Below are 18,365 nucleotides of genomic sequence, written 5' to 3' on the forward strand. Positions count from 1 at the left end.
GCGCATACGACCACTGCCCAGAAAAGTATCGCGCTGGAAATGCAATCCCGCTACCTGCACCCGGGTTGGGTGAGTGGCCTGCAGAAAGAAGGTTACGCCGGTACCTTGCAGGTACTCAAAGCAGCCCAGTTTGCCTGGGGCTGGCAGAATACCGCACCAGACACCATTCGCCCGGATCACTGGCAGTCTTTCTTCGACGTCTTCGTTAAAGACACCCACCAGCTCGGCACCCAGGCATGGATGCGGTCGCATCCGCAGGCCTATGCCCAGATGATAGAGCGCTTAATTCAGGCCGAACGGCACAACTACTGGCAACCCGATGCCGCAACGCGCCAGGGGCTGGCGCAGCTGTATGAGCAACTGACGCGAGACGCCCCGTTGGCACAACCGTCGGCCCAGGCTGCCGCCTGGACGGCGCAGACCCTGGATAAGGTCGTTGAAATCGCCAAGACTGATGCAGCTCAGGCGGCTCAAGCAGATCGCGTGCAGGTGCTCACGGAAGGTGCAGCACCGAAGCCGGTAGAGGCTGCAGTGGCCTTAGCGACACCGTATACGGTAGTGCAGGGCGCGCGTCTGAGCAAAGTCGATCCCGCTGAACCGATTGAACCGCCGCTGCAAATCACGCCCTGGTTATCTGTGCTCTTGCTCGTGGGGCTTCTGTGTCCGGTAGTCGCCGGGGGTTGGGTGCAGTATCGGCGTCGCTAAGGTGGTATGGCCTCAGGTCTTTAAAAACCCTTCGGCATGACCGAACCAGCGATCCATATGCATGTCGGTGAGCGCGGGCGTTTCCTTCAACATCAGATCCGCAATTTTCTGCGCAGTGGGGATCAAGTCGGCATCCCGCTCCAGATCGGCGTAGCGCAGCATCGGCACACCGCTTTGCCGTTTGCCGATCAGTTCGCCGGGCCCGCGTAGTTGCAGATCGGCCTGGGCGATTTCAAAGCCATCGGTATTCTCGTAAATAATGCGCAAGCGTTCTTTGGCGGTATTGGACAGTGGTTGTCCGTAAATCAGAATACAGCTACTTTCTCGGGCGCCACGCCCGACGCGACCCCGTAACTGATGCAGCTGTGCCAACCCAAAGCGCTCGGCATGTTCAATCACCATCAGGCTGGCATTGGGCACATCCACGCCTACTTCAATGACCGTGGTGGCAACCAGCAGATGGTGTGTTCCCTCGGCAAAGGCACGCATAGCGCTCACCTTCTCATCGGCTTTCAGGCGGCCATGCACGAGCCCCACCTGATATTCCGGTAAGGCTTCGGTTAACAGGGCGTGGGTATCAATCGCCGTTTGCAATTCCAGCGTTTCAGATTCTTCAATGAGTGGGCAAACCCAGTAACACTGTTCGCCACCGGCAATCGCACTGCGAATTGCAGTGATGACATCGTCGCGCCGTGTATCGGCAATCAGGCGGGTGCGAATCGGCGTCCGGCCGGGTGGCAATTCATCAATTACCGAGCAATCCAGATCGGCAAAGTAACTCATCGCTAGCGTGCGGGGAATCGGTGTTGCCGACATCATCAACTGGTGCGGGTTATTGCCCTTTTCGCGGAGCGCCAACCGTTGTGCCACGCCAAACCGATGCTGCTCATCAATAATCACCAGCCCCAGCTTTGAGAAATCCACGGTGTCTTCAAACAAGGCGTGGGTGCCGACCACTAGATTCGCATCAGATGCCGCGGCTGTTAGTTGAGTCGTGCGTTCCGATTTTTTCTGGCTACCGGATAGCCACGCGATTTTAATGCCCAAAGGCGTGAGCCATTCAATCAGCTTGTTGTAATGCTGCTCGGCCAGCAATTCGGTGGGTGCCATAAAAGCCACCTGGTAGCCCGCTTCAATGGCTTGGCACGCCGCCAGTGCCGCCACAACGGTTTTGCCGCTACCCACATCGCCCTGCAACAAACGCTGCATGGGAAAGTGCTGGTTCAGATCGGCACAGATCTCACCATACGCGCGCTCTTGGGCGTGTGTCAGCGCAAAGGGTAGGCGTTTGATCAGCGCATTGGTCAAAGAACCATTGCCACGCAAAATTGGCGCACCTTTTTGTCGCCGTGCCAGGCGTGCCTTGCGTAACGATAGTTGCTGCGCGACCAGCTCTTCGAGGCAGATGCGTTGCCAGGCCGGGTGGTTGCGTGCGTTGAGTGCGCCTACATCCACATCAGGCGGCGGCGCATGCAGAAACTGCAGCGATGCGTTCAGACCAGGCAGGTGGCGCGTTGCCTCGGTGTGGGGCAACGTCTCTGCCAGATTCAGGTCTTTCAGCGTCTTATTAATACGCGACCGCAACTGGGCTTGCGATACCCCGGCGGTCGTCGGGTACTGTGGCGTGAGCGTCTCGCTCGGTGCCTTTTCTGTAGCGGCTTCAGGCGGTATGCTGATGGTCGGATGCACCAGCTCCGGGCCCAGATAGCCAGGCTTTAGTTCACCCCAGGCATGCAGCGTCAGATCTTCATCGCGGGCGCGTTCGAACTTTTTGGTCTGGCTGCCGTAAAAATTCAGAAAACGCAGATTGGCGCGGCCGCTGGCATCTTCTACTTGTACCACCAGCTGACGCCGTGGCCGAAAGGCCACCGTAACGGCACGTACCTTAATGGCAAATAACGCTGGACCGGCAGCGGGCGCTTCAGCAAGCAGCGTTACGTGTGTCTGGTCTTCGTAGCGCAGCGGCAGGTGCAGTACAAAATCGAGCGGCCGCCGCAGACCCAGTTTCTCCAAGCCGGCGACAATGCCGGTCGATGATTTGCCGGGCTTGGCCACGGCAGGTTTTTTGGCAGTCATGCCCGAATTCCCTGCGTGGCTATCGTTTCAATAATCGCGGTGTGCTTACAGCACCATTACCGCATCGGCTTCCACTTGTGCACCACGCGGTAGCGAGGCCACGCCCACGGCGGCACGTGCCGGATAAGGCTCGCTAAAGTACTTGGCCATGGTCTCGTTCACTTTGGCAAAGTTACCCAGATCCGTGAGGAAGACATTCAGCTTAACAATGTGGTTCAACGAACCACCAGCAGCTTCGGTAACGGCTTTGAGGTTTTCAAAAACCTGCACGATTTGTGCATCAATGCCGTCGACCATCTCGGCAGTTTTCGGATCCAGGCCAATCTGGCCAGAGAGATATACCGTGCCGTTGGCATTCACCGCTTGTGAATAGGTGCCAATGGCAGCGGGCGCGTTCGGTGTAGCAATGATGGTGCGGGGTGTTTTAAATTGGGTCATGTGAGAGTTCCTCGTGCATGTTGGGATCGGCTTTGTTGGCGAAGAAATCTTCAGAAGGGCGCTTGCCGTTTAAGAAGTAGTCAGTCCAAATGCCCTTTGTTTGTTCAGATGGTGAGTTGTTAAGCGCTTCGGACTTTAGCTTAACTTTTTTCGATTGGGTTCCGGTGTTGATAGGCATTTTACGAACATCCCCCTTGTTTGCCTAAGGCTAGCACGTTCTATTGGTTCGCCAGACTATTGCTCAGCTGGTCAATGGCCTCGCGCAATGCGCCGTAATTGGCCGTAGCCTTCGGGTCCTGGATCATTACAACCAGGGTATGCCAGCGGCCACGATTATCCTGCACATAACCGGCCGCCGTGCGGGTGTTTTCCAGAGAACCGGTTTTCAGGCGAATACGGCCGACGTCGCCCCCATTGTTCTTGCTCTTCTTTAGCGTACCATCGGTGCCGCCAATCGGTAGCGAACTCAACAGCTCCGGCATGCGTGGGTCATTCCAGATCACACGTAGCAACCCGGTCATTTCTTCCGGCGTGGTGGCTTCTTTGCGTGAAAGCCCCGAACCATTCTCAATCACCAGATGTTTCATCGGCACCCCGCGGGCGGCGAGCGTCTGGCGCAGCGCCTGTTCGGCACCGACCTGGGTAGAGGGCGCATCGGCCAACAGCAGGAAGAGTTGCCGCGCCATCACGTTGTTGGAGTACTTGTTAATATCGCGTACCAGCTGCGCCACCGGAGGGGATTCTGAGCTCGCCAGCCATACCGCGCCCGTGGGCGTCACACCACTCACGGCCTTGCCGCTCCAGGTGCCGCCCATCTCCTGCCATAGGCCACGGATCAGTGCCTCGGCATATTTATTGGCACCGGATTCCCCGGCCAACTCAGGTCCATGGGCCGCCAATTGCAGTGTTTGCGGTGTACAGGATCGCGGGAACCGGCCCTTCAGGGTAATGCGGAAGTTGCTGCTGATCGAACTTTGCACGGCATCTTTCCAGTCACTGCATGGCCCATCGCCTAATTGCAATTGGTTATCCACCGAAGCGCCCGCTAAGGGGGTATCCAGTCGGGCCTGAACGCTGTCATTTTCCGGTGTCAGTACCACCTGGATCGCCCTAAAATTAAGCAACAGCGCATCCGGCCCCACGTTATAAGGCCGCATGGGTTTGCTATCAAAGGTGCTTGGGTCAAAGGGCAGGGCGGAGGCCGAGCCAAAGCGGGAGCGATCCAGCACGATATTGCCGCGAATATCCTGGATGCCCTGGGCGCGTAACTGGCGCAGCAGGCTCGACAGGCGTTCTATGGTGATTGAGGGGTCGCCGCTACCGACCAGAATCAGGTCATTGTTGCGCTGCCATACCTCGGTCTTCAGCGTGGTGGCCGGCCCCAGGCGCACCAGGGCTGCATAGGTCGTGTATAGCTTGGCGGTGGATGCCGTGAGTCGCACAGCCTGAGGGTTGAGCGACCAGCCCGGGAGCGCTTTATCTGCCGCATCCAGCGGCTGGGCCACCACGCTGACGTGCGCCGCAGGAATATCTACTGCGGCCAATGCGCGGGTAAAACGTGCAATGGGCACGGCGACCGCAGCGTCCTGCGCCGAGACAGCCGGCGCAATTGTGATCAGGCACGCTAAAAATAAGCATGGAAGCTTCATGAGGATCGCTCTTCCCGGCAGGCCGCTTCAATCAGGTCAAATGCCGTCTCGGTGACCGTGGCCTGAAACTGCTTCCGGCGATTGGTTGAAATCTTGCCCTCGTTTTGCAAGGCGGACCGAACAAGAAGGGTCAGATCGTTTCCCCGAATATCCTCGGCGGCATCAACGGTTTTGTACACCCGATCAAACTGCATGAGGAATTGCGTTTCTTCTTTCAGATCCTGCTCGAGCGCCTCTTTAGCCATCTGCAGGCAGAACGCAACCGCGGTCGTAGCATTCCAGTAGCGGTAGATGGTGTCATCCGCCTTGAATTTGAAGTCGTAATCCTCATCGCCGATCCAGGTGACATCCCAACAAGCTCTGGCAGGTGCCGAATACGCTTGTAAAGCCGTCAGATAATCGCGTTCGTGTCGCTTCATCGCAAAGGAGCTCTCGGTTTCATGGAGAAACGTCCAGGATAAGGCCCGATCCATAAAGTCCGTACCCTGTTCGGCCATAAATTGATTGGCTCGGGCGAGGGTGTCTTCAGCCAGTAACGCATTGATCACTGGCGTTCTTTCGACCGTAGCACAGTAATCCAGTGTCCCGATGCCGTTGAAGTTGACGCGCCAGCGTGCATCGCGAACCCCTTGAGTTGTGATGTAACGCCGTTCATCAAACAGTTGATGGTTGGTCCGCTGATATCAGGCAGGGGGTCTAGATGCCGTTTGTTGGCCTTTTCCCAGAGAAAACCCAGCAAGCGGATATAAGATCCGGAAGGCGCTGTTTTGACCGCATCGATCATATCCGGGTCGCTAACGTGTCGCAGTGCTTGCATTAAAGTCTGCAGCCATTTTCTTAATGCGCCCAGGATTTTATTAAATAACCGTTAACGACCAAAGATTTTGTTAACGATGGCTTGGTGCCATTCTAGCGGCTATTTCGGTCAGTGGTGTGCCGAGACAGCCGGCGTAATGCCGAATAGAATAGCGGCTAACATCAAACTGTTTTTCATGGAGACGATTATGCCAGCCAATCTGTTCAAGCTTGTGGGCAGTCCCCGTTCTTTGCTGGCTGGGCTGGCCATCGCACTGAGCGCCACCGCCTGCGCGCCGGATCTCATGCAGATCGGCATCAGCAAGCAGCTCGATGATTACATGGATCGCGTTGCCAATAACTGCGGCAATATGTACATCAACGGCTTCCAGGTCTGGGTGCTGGCGCAAGGAGAATCGGCCGATGCCAGTTATCAGGAATACTTTCTGGACCAGGCCTCCATGCTGCTCTATGGCACCATCACCCCGGAACAGTACGTTGCCGACATGAGCGGTTACTTTGACGATATGAGCCCGCGCGGCATGAAAACCTATCAGTGCATCATCGCCCAGCTGCCCGAAAATGCCCCGGCGCTACCCAAGGCCTATCGCACCATCATGAAAGCCGCCCCACAGGTTTCGGGTAACGATTGATACCGAGCCTGCAATGAAGTTGGCCATCATCCGGCAGAAGTACTCCGCCTTTGGCGGGGCAGAGCGTTTTATCGAACGCCTGTTGCCCGGGTTGGCCGCCCATCAGGTTGAGGTCAGCCTGATTGCCCGCAAATGGTCGGGGGATGCAGCGAGCCCCATGCGTTGGGTGAAGTGCGATCCGTTTTATCTTGGCAGCGCCTGGCGGGATAAAGCTTTTGCCAGAGCCGCATGTGAGAAAGTTGCCGAAGGGGATTACGACCTCGTTCAATCGCATGAACGTCTGGCCTGCTGCGACATCTTCCGCGCCGGCGATGGTGTGCACACTGCCTGGTTAGAGGCGCGGCAGAACTATCTGGGCGAATCAATGGCTTGGCTACGTCTCAATCCCTTTCACGCCAACTCGCTGGCCGCCGAGCAGCATATGTTTGCCAGCCCGCGCCTGAAGCAGGTGATCTGCATCTCGAATATGGTGCGACACGATGTGCAACGCCTCTACCAGGTGCCGGATGAAAAGCTGGTCACCATCTACAACGGCATTGATCTTGAGGCGTTCTGCCCGCAAAGTGCGGAAATGCGTCATCAAATGCGAGAAGCGCTCAATATCCCGCAAGATGCATTGACCTATGTGTTTGTGGGCTCCGGTTTCAAGCGCAAAGGCCTGGAAACGGCGATTCATGCTTTGCCTGAAGCCGCGCATCTGATCGTGGTGGGTAAAGACAAAGAAACCGCACGTTTTCAGAAGATCGCTGCACATAGCGGGGCAAATACCGTGCAATCAACACGTGTTCACTTCCTCGGGCCGCAAAAAGACGTGCGGCCCTATTACGCGGCTGCCGATGCCCTGGTTTTCCCGACCATTTACGAACCCTTTGGCTCGGTCGTGCTCGAAGCCCTGGCTTGTGGGCTGCCCGTCATCACCACCGATCGTTGTGGTGGTGGCGAAGTCCTTACCCAGGGGGTGGATGGATTTGTGCTGCCTACCGGAGATATTCCGGCATTTGCCGCCTGTATGCGGCAAAATACAATTTTGGACTGGGGTAACCGCCGCACTGCAGCGCGCCTGACCGCAGAACGCTATCCCATCAGCCGCACGGTCGATGCCATGTTGGCGCTTTATCAGGAACTTGCTCGCTGACACGGCCGTGTTGCGACGATATCAATGATTAATAAAGACACGCTGCAACTCTATAAACGCCTGCTGGTCTATGCGCGTCCGTATTACAAAGCGCTGGCCTTGGGTTCGGTGCTCGCGGCGTTGTCGGCCGCGACCGAGCCGCTGCTCCCGGCGCTGATGAAGCCCATGCTGGATGATGGCTTCAAGTTTGGTGAAGGCAGCCCACTCATCTGGTTGCCGTTTGCCGTCGTCGGCATCTTTTTTGTCCGTGGGGCTTTGGGCTTTGCGTCGACCTACGTCATTTCCTGGGTGCAAACCCGGATCGTTTTTAGAGTCCGCGTCGATATGTTTGCCAAGCTGGTGCAGCTCCCCAGCAGTTTCTTCCAGAAGGAACCCTCGGCAAAAACCATTAACCGCATCACGAACGATGTGAATGGGGTCACCTCGGCCAGCACCACCGTCCTGACCACCGTGATTAAAGATGGTGTGACGGTGATCGGTTTGCTGGCCTGGTTGCTCTACCTCAACTGGCAGCTCATGCTCATCGCCGTGACGGTGGTCCCTGTGCTCATGGTGTCCGTGCGCAAGCTCAGCAAACGCCTACGCCGCCTCATGCATGCCGAGCACGACAATATGGTGCTCATGACCACCGCCGTCCAGGAAGCCATTTCCAATCAGAAGGTCATCAAGGTCTATGGCGGTGAGCAGCAGGAGCTTTCCCGTTTTGAAGGTGTGGCCAACTACCTGCGCGGCATCTTCATGCGTGGGGCCATTACGGCGGCCCTCGGTACACCCATCACCCAGCTGACTTCGGCCTTTGCGGTGGCCATCATTATTGCGGTGGCGATGGTCCAGTCCGCCGAAGGCATGACCACCATTGGTGGCTTTGCCTCCTTTATTACCGCCACGCTCATGATGAATGCGCCGCTCAAGCGCTTGTCGGATCTCAATGCGCCGATTCAGCGCGGCCTTGCTGCCGCAGAGCATATCTTTGCGCTACTCGATGAACCCGCGGAACGCGATACGGGCTCGGTGACCCTGGATCAGGTCCGGGGCGAAATTATCTTTGACAAAGTCAGCTATCGTTATCCCGAAGCCGAGCGGGATGCCCTGACGGACATCAACCTGCTCGTTCGTCCCGGTGAGCGTATTGCGCTCGTCGGCCCCTCGGGCGGCGGCAAAAGTACCTTCGCCAATCTGTTGCCCAACTTTCTGCACGTCACCGGTGGCGAGATCCGGATTGATGGCCACCCCATCGACACCGTTCACCTGCAGAGCCTACGCCAGCAAATGGCCTTGGTGACCCAGGAAGTGCTGCTTTTTAATGACACCATTGGCAATAACATTGCCTTTGGCGCCACGCGGCAGCTCAGCCTAGAAGAGATTCGTGCTGCGGCCAAAGCCGCACATGCGCTGGAATTTATCGAAGCGCTGCCAGAAGGTTTTAACACCTTGGTCGGTGAGGGCGGCATGCGCCTTTCCGGTGGCCAGCGCCAGCGTATCGCTATTGCCCGTGCCGTGCTGAAGAATGCGCCGATCCTCATTCTCGACGAAGCCACCTCGGCGTTGGATAACGAATCGGAACGCCATGTGCAACAGGCGCTGGATGAACTTATGGTCGGCCGCACCAGCTTTGTCATCGCCCACCGCCTAAGCACCATTGAAAACGCCGACCGCATCGCCGTGCTCAAAGAAGGGCGTATCGCCGAAATTGGTACGCACAGTGAACTGCTGGCGCTCAATGGCATCTACGCCTACCTGCACCAGGTACAGGGTGATGCAAAACCCGTGACCACTGAAGAGGGGGCTGCCTGATGTGTGGTTTTGTCGGTTGGCTGGATAAAAGCCCTGCAGACCAGAGCGTGCTCGAGCGCATGACCACCACGCTAGCCCACCGCGGGCCGGATGCGGCAGGCTATCATCTGGATGGCCCCATCGGTCTGGGCCATCGTCGCCTGGCAGTGATTGATCTGGCCGCCAGCCAGCAACCCATGCTCAGCCACTGTGGCCGATACGCGCTGGCCTATAACGGCGAACTCTATAACTTCAAAACCCTGCGCGCAGAACTGCAAAGCAAGGGTGTTCAGTTCCGTACCAACGGCGACACCGAAGTATTGCTTCAGGCGTTGATCGCCTGGGAGGATGACGCGTTACCGCGTCTGGAGGGCATGTTCGCCTTTGCCTTCTGGGACAAACACACCGGCTCACTGCTTCTGGCGCGAGACCCCTTCGGCATCAAGCCGCTCAATATCTATCAGGATGACCAGCGCATCCTGTTTGCCTCCGAGCTCAAAGCCCTACTCGCCCACCCTGGCGTCAGCCGTGACATCGACCTGGATGCCTTGCAGCTCTATCTGGAATGCCAGTACATCCCGGCGCCGTTCACCATCTTCAAGCAGATCCGTAAACTGCAACCGGCGCGGGCGATGCGTTTGCAGAACGGCCATGCATTCGAATGGACCTACTGGAACCCCAGTTACGAACCCAAGTGGACCGCTAGCGAAGCCGAACTGACTGATCAACTGGAAGCGGAGCTCAAGCGCTCGGTGTCTTCCATGCTCGTCGCCGATGTGCCGCTCGGTGCCTTTGTCAGCGGTGGCATTGATTCCTCCCTGGTCGCCGCACTCATGAAAGACGCTGGCCAGAGCCAGCCCAAAATCTTTAACCTCGGTTTCGTCGGTAATACCAGCCACAGCGAACACGAATACGCCGCCCGCGTGGCGCAGCACATCGGTGCGGACCATCACCCGCTCATGGTGCAACCGGGTGACGTGATTGAAGCCTTTGATCAATGGGTCGACATCTACGACGAACCCTTTGGTGATCAGGCTGCGCTGCCGACCATGCTGCTGTCACGCCTGACACGTCAACATGTGACCGTTGCGCTCAGTGGCGAAGGGGCCGACGAAGTCTTCGCGGGCTATAGCAACTACGGTAAGCGCCTCAAAGAGGCCAAACTGGCGGCACGTCTGGGTCACCCCTTGTCGCCGCTGCCGCTGATTTATCCACTGCTGCCGGCCACGCTGCGTAAAGACCGCCTCATCAAAGCCGCCGCTAGACCGCTGGCTCGTCGTTACCTCACCATCCCGAACCATTTTGATCGTGAGTTGCACAAAGGCATTCTCAACCCGGCGCTCACCCGGCAGACGTCGGTGCCACTCGAGATGCTGGCCGAAGAGGCCTATGTCAATTGCCAGGCCAACGGCTATCTCGACAAGCTGCTGACGATTGATCAGAAACTCTGGTTACCGGATGACCTGCTCACCAAAGTAGACCGCGCCACCATGGCCTATTCGCTGGAGGCACGGGTGCCGTACCTTGATCACAAGTTGGTTGAGTTTGCGGCACGCCTGCCGGCCAACATGAAGCTGCACGGCCGGGACACCAAGTATCTGCTTAAAAAAGTGGCAGAGCGCTATCTGCCGCACGACATCGTCTATCGCGGCAAACAGGGGTTTGTCATGCCGCTGCACGAGTGGCTGGCTGGCGGCCTGAAAACCTCGCTCACCGATATGCTCGGTGAGGGTGGTCTGGCCGGACGCAATATCTTCCGCGCGGGCTTCCTCGACAAATTGCAACGCGAACAGGCCACACCCAAACAACCGCATGGCGGCCGCCTGTGGACCCTGATGGTGCTGGAACTCTGGTTCCGTCGCTATGCCCCGGATTTCAAACTGTGATGAACAAAAAACCTCTTTCGATTCTGCATACTGAATCCTCCACCGGCTGGGGCGGGCAGGAGATCCGGATCCTCACCGAAGCTGCCGGCATGATCGCGCGCGGTCACAAGGTCGTGCTCGTCACACCGCCGGAGGCGGAGATTGCGCCGGCTGCCGTCAAGCGGGGTATCCCCACCGTGACGCCGCCCATCGCCTGGAAAAACTGGGAAGGCTTTCGCGCCATGCGTGCTTATCTCAAAGCACACGGTCACGAATTCGATGTCATCAACACACACAGCTCTACCGATAGTTGGCTGGTAGCCGCCGCCCGCGCGACCTTGCCCAAGATGCCGCCGCTGGTGCGTACGCGCCATGTTTCGACCACCATCCACAACAAATTGACGACCCAGTGGCTGTATCAGAAAGCCACGCGCCATATCGTTACCACCGGCGAAGCACTACGCCAGCAGTTGCATCAGGACAATGGCTTCACGCTGAATAGCATGACTTCCATTCGCACGGGCATTGATCTGAACTACTATCAACCGCTCGAGCAGCTAGCCATGCGCGCCAAGCTCGGTGTGCAAAATCGCCCGACCATCGGCATTCTGGCGACCCTGCGCGATTGGAAAGGCCATGATCAACTGCTCGATGCCTGGACCACGCTCAAGAGCGAATTTCCCGGTTGGCAGATTCTGTTCATTGGCGACGGTCCGCGCCGTGCGCATCTGGAGCAACGCGTTGATGAGATGGGCATGCGCGATTCGGTGTACCTCGTCGGCAATCAGGACAACGTGCCAGAATGGCTGGCCTGTATTGATCTCTTTGTATTGCCGTCCTACGGCGAAGAAGGCGTCCCGCAAGGACTGATGCAGGCCATGGCCTGTGGCAAACCCGCCATCAGCACGCCCATCGGCGCGATTGGCGAAGCCTTGCAGGACGGTCAGACCGGTCTCATGACGCCGCCCAAAGATGTGCCGCAGCTCACCGAAACACTGCGCCGCCTCATGCAGGATACCGCCTTGCGTCAGCAGTTTGCGGCGGCTTCGCTCGACTACGCACGTAACAACTTTGGCATCGATAGTATGCTCGACCGCATGGAACAAGTTTTCCGCAATACCATCGCCGCTGAGGGTTCGCGCTAACCATGTGTGGCATTGCCGGCATTCTTGGGCAGCAGGCGCTGGCACCCGCCACGCTGAATGCCATGCTGGCAGCGCTGCGCCGCCGTGGGCCGGATGCCGAGCACGTGGTGGGGTGGAACGCCCAGGGTGTGCTCACCAACAGCGATAGCGATGTCGCTCCCGATGTGGCACTCGAGGTTGCGTTGATTCATACGCGCCTCGCTATCATGGATCCGCGCCCCGAAGCGGATCAACCCTTTAGCAACGATGATGGCAGTATCTGGCTGTGCTACAACGGTGAAGTCTACGACTGGCAGCGCCATGCCGATGAACTCAAAGCACAGGGCGTGCGCTTTAAAACCCATGCTGATACCGAATTCATTCTGCGCGGCTATGAGGCCTGGGGCCTGGAAGGCTTGCTCCCCAAACTACGGGGCATGTTTGCCTTTGCCATTCTGGACTGGAACAAACGTGAAGTCTTTTTAGTGCGTGACCGCATGGGTCTCAAGCCCTTGCTCTACACCACGGCCAATGGTGGTTTGGCCTTCGGTTCCCTGGTACGCGCCGTGTTGCCGGCCGTGCCCAAGGATCAGCGGCAGTTCGCGCCCGAAAGTATCGATGCCTATCTGGCGCACCGCTACATCCCTGCGCCGCGTACCATTTTCCAGCACATCCATCGTCTGGAAAACGCCCACTATCTGCATTACCGGCTCGATACGCAGCAACTGACCAAGCATTGCTACTGGCAGGCCACGCCGACCAGCGCCGACTGGCAAACCGAACTTGATACGGCCATCCGTATCCGCACCGTGGCTGATCGACCGCTCGGCGTGTTTCTTTCCGGTGGCATCGATTCCAGCACCATTGCCTGCCGGCTTAAAGAACAAGGCTTTGATCAACTACAAACCTTCTCGGCCTCATTTCCGGGCAGCACGCTGGATGAATCGTCGGTAGCCAGATCCATTGCCGAGGCGCTGGATCTGCCCAACACCGAAATCCCCGTGCCGCTCACCATTGCCCATGACTTCGAGCAGATCATCGCCGATCTTGATGAGCCTTTTGCCGACCCTTCCAGCTTTCCCACCTGGTATCTCTCACAATCCACCACACAGCATGTGAAGGTGGTGCTCGGGGGGGATGGCGGCGACGAACTCCTGGCCGGTTACAAACGCATCGGCAAACATTTGCGCACTACCTGGCGGCGTTTACTCAGACTCCCGTTGCCCAAACTGTCCGACATCGCCGGTAAAGGCTGGCGTAAGCTGGTTGAAGAACTGCGGCTTAACTGGCTGGAGGCCTACAGCCTGCGCTTCTCCGGCATGACGCCGGGGCAACGCGCTTTTCTGCAGCCGACACTAAGAAATCCGCAGGTGACCTACTGGCGTTACCCGTCGGCCGAACGTCTCAATCAGTTGCCACCCATCAAGCAGCTGCTGGCGGTGGATGCCGACAACTACCTGCCCGAATACATTCTGCGCAAAGCCGATCTCTGCACCATGGCGCATGGCCTGGAACTGCGAGCCCCGTTGCTGGATCATCGGTGGGCTGAATGTGTGATGGCCTTGCCGGATAATATCCGCTTCACTCAGCCCGCCAAAAAACTCTTTGCCGACGTCACGCAACGTCTGGCATCGCTCAAGCTTTTCGAGATCAAGAAACGCGGCTTCAATCCCCCGCTGCAGCCCTGGCTGCAACAGGACCTTAAAGCCCGCTTTGCGGGTTTGGGCCATCGGCTCGACGCGCTGACCAGCGGCCAGCTCAACGCCCAACGGGTGGAACAGCTTGTTGCCGAATATCAGCAAAGGCCTGCGTTGGCCGAGCAGGTGCTGCAGCTCCTCATTCTCGATGCCACGCTAGGTCAGCTGGCCAAACTGCGGGCGCAGGCATGACGATTAATCAGCCAGCACTCGCCGACCTGCAGCCCCGGCGCATTCTCTGCATGTATGTCGCCCGCTTTGGCGATACCCTGCTCATGAGCGTGGTTCTCAAAGCCCTGGCCAAACAATACCCGAACGCAGCGATTGATTTTTTAGGCCACAGCAAGCGCATTCAAGTGCTGGAGAATCTGCCGTTTATCCGACATCTGGGTGCCATCAGCAAAAAATCGGCCCAATTCAAAGGCTGGTGCGCCAAGCTCATGGGGCGCAAACCTTACGATGTGGCCTTTGTCTGGGGCCATGATGCCGAGCTGGTCGATTACGCCAAACGCGTCAGCCGCCATGTCGTGATCAGCAGCCAGTGTAATCAGAAGCGCATCAACCAGGTGGACGCCGTCATTGACTACCCGGCCGATACCCTCAAGATTCGGGAGGAAGACGACAAACCGCTTACCCAGTGGTTACTCGATATCCCAGAAAAAAGTCTGGGCTTCAAAGCCGACGACCCTACCAGCGAATACATGGTCACCCTGGCCGAGCGGGCGTTGGCCCTCGAGTTGCTGCAAAGCGCGACTCGCAGCCAGCCGCTGCCGATGCTCATTGGCCTGGTGGTCGAAAGCCATCCCTCGGCACCGCATCGTGACTGGCCCCTTGAAAAATTCACGGAGCTCACGGCCCGCGTACACCAGAAATATCCCGAAGCCTGGTTTGTGGTCATCAGTGGTGGTCTGGCAGCGGCCAAGCTCAAGCAGCTCAAAGCCGCCGCCGGAGACCAGCTGGCCGAATTCGGCAGCCGTCTCAGTATGCGTGACAGCGTCGCCATGATGAGTCTGCTGGATCTCTATATTGGCGTGGACACCGGCCCGACGCTCTTTGCTGCCGCACTCGGTATCCCTGCGGTCACAATGTTCCATTGCATGCGGGCGGGCCATCTTGTGGTGAACCCCAAACAACCGGCCAACATGACCATCATTGACCACCCGAAACCCCGTTGCCAATGTACGCTGCAAACGGCGATGGGAGAACTGGATGTCGACACGGTCTACGCAGCGGCTGTTCAACGGCTAGGATTGGAGGCAGAACCCCATGCCTAATCCATCGTTAACGCCGGTGCTTGTGTTGGTCAGTACGTTATTAATCGCTTGGCCCATTCCTGGCACCATCGGGTTAAGAAATGTCTTGGCAGGCCTCACCTTGCTCATGCTGGTGCCAGTGATGCGTTCAGGTAGTTGGCATCAATTTAAATGGCCGCGCTGGCCGACCCGTTTTTATTGCGCACTCACACTCTGGATCACGCTGGTGATTGCCGCGTGGTCTGTAGAGCCGACCTTGAGCTGGCGAGAGTATTGGCCACAGTGGTTGTTGCCGGGCCTCTGCGGGGTTACTGGTGTGCTATTAGCCATCAAGGCCCTGGGGCTAGGAAGTCGGGCGGTCAGTCGTGTGGTTGCTACCGTCTTCTACACATTTTTCGCGCTGGTGCTCTTACACGATGTGCTGGATGCGATGTACTGGATCCTGACCGGAACCCCGCCTTTCCGACAGGCCCCGGTGTTGTACCTGCCGGAAATGGCGCAAGCTCTCACCCACGGCGAATCAGTATGGTCTGTGTTTCGCGGTCAATACGGTGAAAAATTCAGCTTTGTGAACAATACCTTCGCCGCCATGCTCTTTGCTGAAATCATTCAGCGCATCATTCAGCGCAAACGCTGGATTCCCGTTTCCAATGGTGTCCTTGCGTTGGGTTTGGCATCACTCCTGTTGTGCAGTTACTGGCTGAGCTTTCGCAACGGCAACATCGGTCTGATGGGCATGCTGATCATGGCAGGCATCATGGTACTGATCCGTGTCCGGCATCGAATTTCTTGGGGCAAAATCGTCGGGCTTTCGGTCGCTGGCATCGTGTTTGTGATCGTCATGATCGGCGTCTTCTGGAAAAGTGACCCGCGTTGGGCGCGATTTGCCGAAACCTTGCCGATTGCCTGGGATACCGAGCATCATCAGGCGTGGATCTCTACGCGCTTGGAACCCTATCCCACCCTCAAAGATGGTTCAACCATTGATCCATCCGCGTATGAACGCATTAGCTGGATCAAGGAAGGGACTAAACTTGCCATCGAAGACCCGCTTGGTACGGGCTTGAACCGCAATGCTTTCTTTGATGGCATCGATCGCAAGTTCAACCTCGGCGGGTCTGTGCGCGGTGGGCACGCCCACAGCGGTATTGTGGACTTTACGATTGCCAACGGATTGCCCGGCATCATCCTGTGGCTGGCCTTTCTGGCCTCGCTGGCCTGGATCGGCTGGCAAGCCTTTCGCGATGGGCGCATTTCTCTGGGCTTGCTGGTGATGTTTTTAGTCAGTGGATTCTTTACCCGCAGCCTGGTCGACAGCAATATACGGGATCACGTACTCCAACAGTTTCTATTCCTGATCGGGCTCTTTGTCATGTTGGCCAATAATTCAGAGCAAGAGAGGTCACTGCAATGACAACAGACCTCTCCCAGGTGCTGGTGGCCATGACCACCTATCCGGGTAATTTCGAGCACCGGATGATCCTGCACAAAGTGCTCAAGCACTTCCGCTGGCGTAACGGCTGGCGCATCAAGCTAGCGATCTTCAGTGACGGTGTCATGGATGACCCGTTGGTGCATCACTACGCCGATTACGTGTTGGATCGACCTGGTCCCAGTGGAATCTACGAAGGTGAGCTGGAGAGCGTTCGGCGTTTGGCGGCATTCGCCAAACAACATCATTTTCTGGTCATCATGAAAACCGCTGGCGACATCATCATGAACCGCAACGACTGGGTCGAGCGTGCGGTTCGCTACTATGATAAAAAAAACTGCCGCCTTCTATCTACCCACTGGCATGAGAACAACAGCGGCATTGTGGGTACCAAGTTTTTTATCTGCGATACCGATTTTTTACGCGAAACCTGGCCGGCCATTCGCTATACCAGTGAGGTGGAAGAGGCCTTTAGTGCCAGTATTGCCGAGCGTTTCAATTCGGACGAGGTGCTGTATCTCATTAATTCCAATACCGGCGAAGCGGATGAAGTTGAGGCAGAGCTCAAAGACTGGTGTTGGGAGCACGGCCACCGATTAAGTAAATTCAAGCAACTGGATGACTGTACGCCTGTGCTTCAGCGGATTCTTCACAAGACGTTTCTTTACCAGTGGCTTCGTGTACGCCGTGATATCCAACGCAGCGCCAGTCGCTTGAAGAAAGCCCGACCGTGAAGCTCCATCGTATTCTCGTCATCCGCCGTGACAACATCGGCGACCTGGCCTGCACCACACCGGCCATTGCCGCTTTGCGCAAGCACTACCCGGATGCCGAGATTGGGGCACTGGTCAACTCCTACAACGCCGACGTATTGCGTGCTAACCCCAACATCGACAAAGTCTTCGTTTACCAGAAGCTCAAGCATGCGGGTGGTATGGCCAACCAGTTTAAGGCGCTGAGCGAGCGTCTTAAATTGGTGGCGCAGCTGCGTCGCTGGAAACCGGGTGCCACGATTCTGGCGAAATCCAGCTATGACCTGCGTGGGCTCAATTTTGCCCGGCAGATTGGTGCCAAAAAGATCATCGGTTTTGTGCCGGAAGACACCAAGCAGGCGAAAGCCCTGCCCGATGTTCGGCTTAAAACGCCGGTCTTCACCGAAGTCCACGAAGTGGAGGCGGTCAATCAGCTGCTCGGTGCGCTCAATATCTCGGATGGGTTGGGTCCCTTGCAGGTCTTTCCAGAACAGCAGGCAATGGTGGCCTTACTCAACCGCTTGCCGCAAGCATCCCACCGCATTGCCTTACATATCAGTGCGCGTGAACCGGAGCGCCGTTGGGGCAACGACCACTTCATCGCACTGGCAACGCATATTCTTGCAACGTATCCAGAGTCGCAGATACTGCTCTTCTGGTCACCCGGTAAGGCGGATGACCCGCATCACCCGGGAGATGACGAAGCCGCTGCAACAATCCAGCAAGCGGTGCAGAGTGATCGGCTGGTACCGATGCCCACGCAAAACCTCACCGAGCTGATTGCCGCGCTTTCACTCTGTGAGCTTTTTATCGGCACCGATGGGGGCGCTATGCACCTGGCCGTGGGGCTGCAAAAGAAAGTACTTGCCCTCTTTGAAAACCTGCCGACTAAGCTGAACCACTGGTACCCGTGGCAAGTCACACATGAGGTCGTTCACGGCGTTGACTCGTCCCAACCCAACATCGACCAGATCAGCTTAGCCCAGGTCGAAACAGCCTTGGCGCGCTTGTTGTAACC

General features: G+C 57.3%; 16 protein-coding genes. 11 read left to right on the forward strand and 5 right to left on the reverse strand.

The features are described from left to right. Positions 1-705, forward strand: a 705-nt coding sequence (locus AC3GOJ_RS09925) for a cobaltochelatase subunit CobN (protein WP_488237310.1), incomplete at its 5' end; no start/stop codon positions are given. Between the two features lie 12 nt (positions 706-717). On the opposite strand, the gene recG is transcribed toward AC3GOJ_RS09925, so the two are convergent. Genes recG through AC3GOJ_RS09950 form a run of 5 tightly spaced genes read right to left on the reverse strand, consistent with a single transcriptional unit; the run spans position 718 to position 5,416 of the window. Beyond that, positions 718-2,781, reverse strand: coding sequence for an ATP-dependent DNA helicase RecG (recG, locus tag AC3GOJ_RS09930; RefSeq protein WP_488237311.1), 2,064 nt, complete (start codon positions 2,779-2,781; stop codon positions 718-720). A 45-nt stretch (positions 2,782-2,826) separates the two neighbouring features. Continuing rightward, positions 2,827-3,219 (reverse strand): RidA family protein, encoded by a 393-nt coding sequence (locus AC3GOJ_RS09935; protein ID WP_488237312.1) that lies wholly within the window; start codon positions 3,217-3,219, stop codon positions 2,827-2,829. After that, complete coding sequence (locus AC3GOJ_RS09940) at positions 3,206-3,397, reverse strand: hypothetical protein (protein WP_488237313.1); 192 nt, start codon at positions 3,395-3,397, stop codon at positions 3,206-3,208. The genes AC3GOJ_RS09935 and AC3GOJ_RS09940 overlap by 14 nt, the downstream gene beginning before the upstream one ends. A gap of 40 nt (positions 3,398-3,437) precedes the next feature. Next, complete coding sequence (gene dacB, locus AC3GOJ_RS09945) at positions 3,438-4,868, reverse strand: D-alanyl-D-alanine carboxypeptidase/D-alanyl-D-alanine endopeptidase (RefSeq protein ID WP_488237314.1); 1,431 nt, start codon at positions 4,866-4,868, stop codon at positions 3,438-3,440. Beyond that, positions 4,865-5,416, reverse strand: a complete 552-nt coding sequence (locus tag AC3GOJ_RS09950) for a hypothetical protein (protein WP_488237315.1) — start codon at positions 5,414-5,416, stop codon at positions 4,865-4,867. Before AC3GOJ_RS09950 ends, dacB begins: the two co-directional genes overlap by 4 nt. Before the next feature lie 456 nt (positions 5,417-5,872). On the opposite strand from AC3GOJ_RS09950, the gene AC3GOJ_RS09955 reads away from it, so the two are divergent. Genes AC3GOJ_RS09955 through AC3GOJ_RS10000 form a run of 10 tightly spaced genes read left to right on the forward strand, consistent with a single transcriptional unit; the run spans position 5,873 to position 18,363 of the window. Further along, positions 5,873-6,316, forward strand: coding sequence for a hypothetical protein (locus AC3GOJ_RS09955; protein ID WP_488237316.1), 444 nt, complete (start codon positions 5,873-5,875; stop codon positions 6,314-6,316). Between the two features lie 13 nt (positions 6,317-6,329). Beyond that, a complete protein-coding gene (locus AC3GOJ_RS09960; RefSeq protein ID WP_488237317.1) occupies positions 6,330-7,451 on the forward strand; it encodes a glycosyltransferase family 4 protein in 1,122 nt (373 codons plus the stop codon). 24 nt (positions 7,452-7,475) lie between these two features. Beyond that, the gene (gene msbA, locus AC3GOJ_RS09965; RefSeq protein WP_488237318.1) at positions 7,476-9,245 is read left to right on the forward strand and encodes a lipid A export permease/ATP-binding protein MsbA; all 1,770 of its coding nucleotides are present in this window, start codon (positions 7,476-7,478) and stop codon (positions 9,243-9,245) included. Next, complete coding sequence (asnB, locus tag AC3GOJ_RS09970) at positions 9,245-11,110, forward strand: asparagine synthase (glutamine-hydrolyzing) (RefSeq protein WP_488237319.1); 1,866 nt, start codon at positions 9,245-9,247, stop codon at positions 11,108-11,110. Before msbA ends, asnB (AC3GOJ_RS09970) begins: the two co-directional genes overlap by 1 nt. Beyond that, on the forward strand, positions 11,110-12,234 hold the full coding sequence (locus tag AC3GOJ_RS09975) for a glycosyltransferase family 4 protein (protein ID WP_488237320.1): 1,125 nt from the start codon (positions 11,110-11,112) through the stop codon (positions 12,232-12,234). The genes asnB (AC3GOJ_RS09970) and AC3GOJ_RS09975 overlap by 1 nt, the downstream gene beginning before the upstream one ends. A gap of 2 nt (positions 12,235-12,236) precedes the next feature. Then, positions 12,237-14,102: an asparagine synthase (glutamine-hydrolyzing) gene (gene asnB, locus AC3GOJ_RS09980; RefSeq protein ID WP_488237321.1), complete on the forward strand. Its 1,866-nt coding sequence runs from the start codon at positions 12,237-12,239 to the stop codon at positions 14,100-14,102. Next, positions 14,099-15,184 (forward strand): glycosyltransferase family 9 protein, encoded by a 1,086-nt coding sequence (locus AC3GOJ_RS09985; protein WP_488237322.1) that lies wholly within the window; start codon positions 14,099-14,101, stop codon positions 15,182-15,184. Before asnB (AC3GOJ_RS09980) ends, AC3GOJ_RS09985 begins: the two co-directional genes overlap by 4 nt. Continuing rightward, the gene (locus AC3GOJ_RS09990) at positions 15,177-16,577 is read left to right on the forward strand and encodes an O-antigen ligase family protein (protein WP_488237323.1); all 1,401 of its coding nucleotides are present in this window, start codon (positions 15,177-15,179) and stop codon (positions 16,575-16,577) included. The genes AC3GOJ_RS09985 and AC3GOJ_RS09990 overlap by 8 nt, the downstream gene beginning before the upstream one ends. Further along, positions 16,574-17,329: a hypothetical protein gene (locus AC3GOJ_RS09995; RefSeq protein ID WP_488237324.1), complete on the forward strand. Its 756-nt coding sequence runs from the start codon at positions 16,574-16,576 to the stop codon at positions 17,327-17,329. The genes AC3GOJ_RS09990 and AC3GOJ_RS09995 overlap by 4 nt, the downstream gene beginning before the upstream one ends. After that, the gene (locus AC3GOJ_RS10000) at positions 17,326-18,363 is read left to right on the forward strand and encodes a glycosyltransferase family 9 protein (protein WP_488237325.1); all 1,038 of its coding nucleotides are present in this window, start codon (positions 17,326-17,328) and stop codon (positions 18,361-18,363) included. The genes AC3GOJ_RS09995 and AC3GOJ_RS10000 overlap by 4 nt, the downstream gene beginning before the upstream one ends. The last annotated feature ends 2 nt before the right edge of the window (positions 18,364-18,365 follow it).

Source organism: Fluviibacter sp. (genome assembly GCF_057744235.1).

Coding starts and splice junctions, on each gene's coding strand:
- recG (WP_488237311.1), bottom strand. CDS start 2,781: ATGACTGCCAAAAAACCTGCCGTGGCCAAGCCCGGCAAATCATCGACC.
- AC3GOJ_RS09935 (WP_488237312.1), bottom strand. CDS start 3,219: ATGACCCAATTTAAAACACCCCGCACCATCATTGCTACACCGAACGCG.
- AC3GOJ_RS09940 (WP_488237313.1), bottom strand. CDS start 3,397: ATGCCTATCAACACCGGAACCCAATCGAAAAAAGTTAAGCTAAAGTCC.
- dacB (WP_488237314.1), bottom strand. CDS start 4,868: ATGAAGCTTCCATGCTTATTTTTAGCGTGCCTGATCACAATTGCGCCG.
- AC3GOJ_RS09955 (WP_488237316.1), top strand. CDS start 5,873: ATGCCAGCCAATCTGTTCAAGCTTGTGGGCAGTCCCCGTTCTTTGCTG.
- AC3GOJ_RS09960 (WP_488237317.1), top strand. CDS start 6,330: ATGAAGTTGGCCATCATCCGGCAGAAGTACTCCGCCTTTGGCGGGGCA.
- msbA (WP_488237318.1), top strand. CDS start 7,476: ATGATTAATAAAGACACGCTGCAACTCTATAAACGCCTGCTGGTCTAT.
- asnB (WP_488237319.1), top strand. CDS start 9,245: ATGTGTGGTTTTGTCGGTTGGCTGGATAAAAGCCCTGCAGACCAGAGC.
- AC3GOJ_RS09975 (WP_488237320.1), top strand. CDS start 11,110: ATGAACAAAAAACCTCTTTCGATTCTGCATACTGAATCCTCCACCGGC.
- asnB (WP_488237321.1), top strand. CDS start 12,237: ATGTGTGGCATTGCCGGCATTCTTGGGCAGCAGGCGCTGGCACCCGCC.
- AC3GOJ_RS09985 (WP_488237322.1), top strand. CDS start 14,099: ATGACGATTAATCAGCCAGCACTCGCCGACCTGCAGCCCCGGCGCATT.
- AC3GOJ_RS09990 (WP_488237323.1), top strand. CDS start 15,177: ATGCCTAATCCATCGTTAACGCCGGTGCTTGTGTTGGTCAGTACGTTA.
- AC3GOJ_RS09995 (WP_488237324.1), top strand. CDS start 16,574: ATGACAACAGACCTCTCCCAGGTGCTGGTGGCCATGACCACCTATCCG.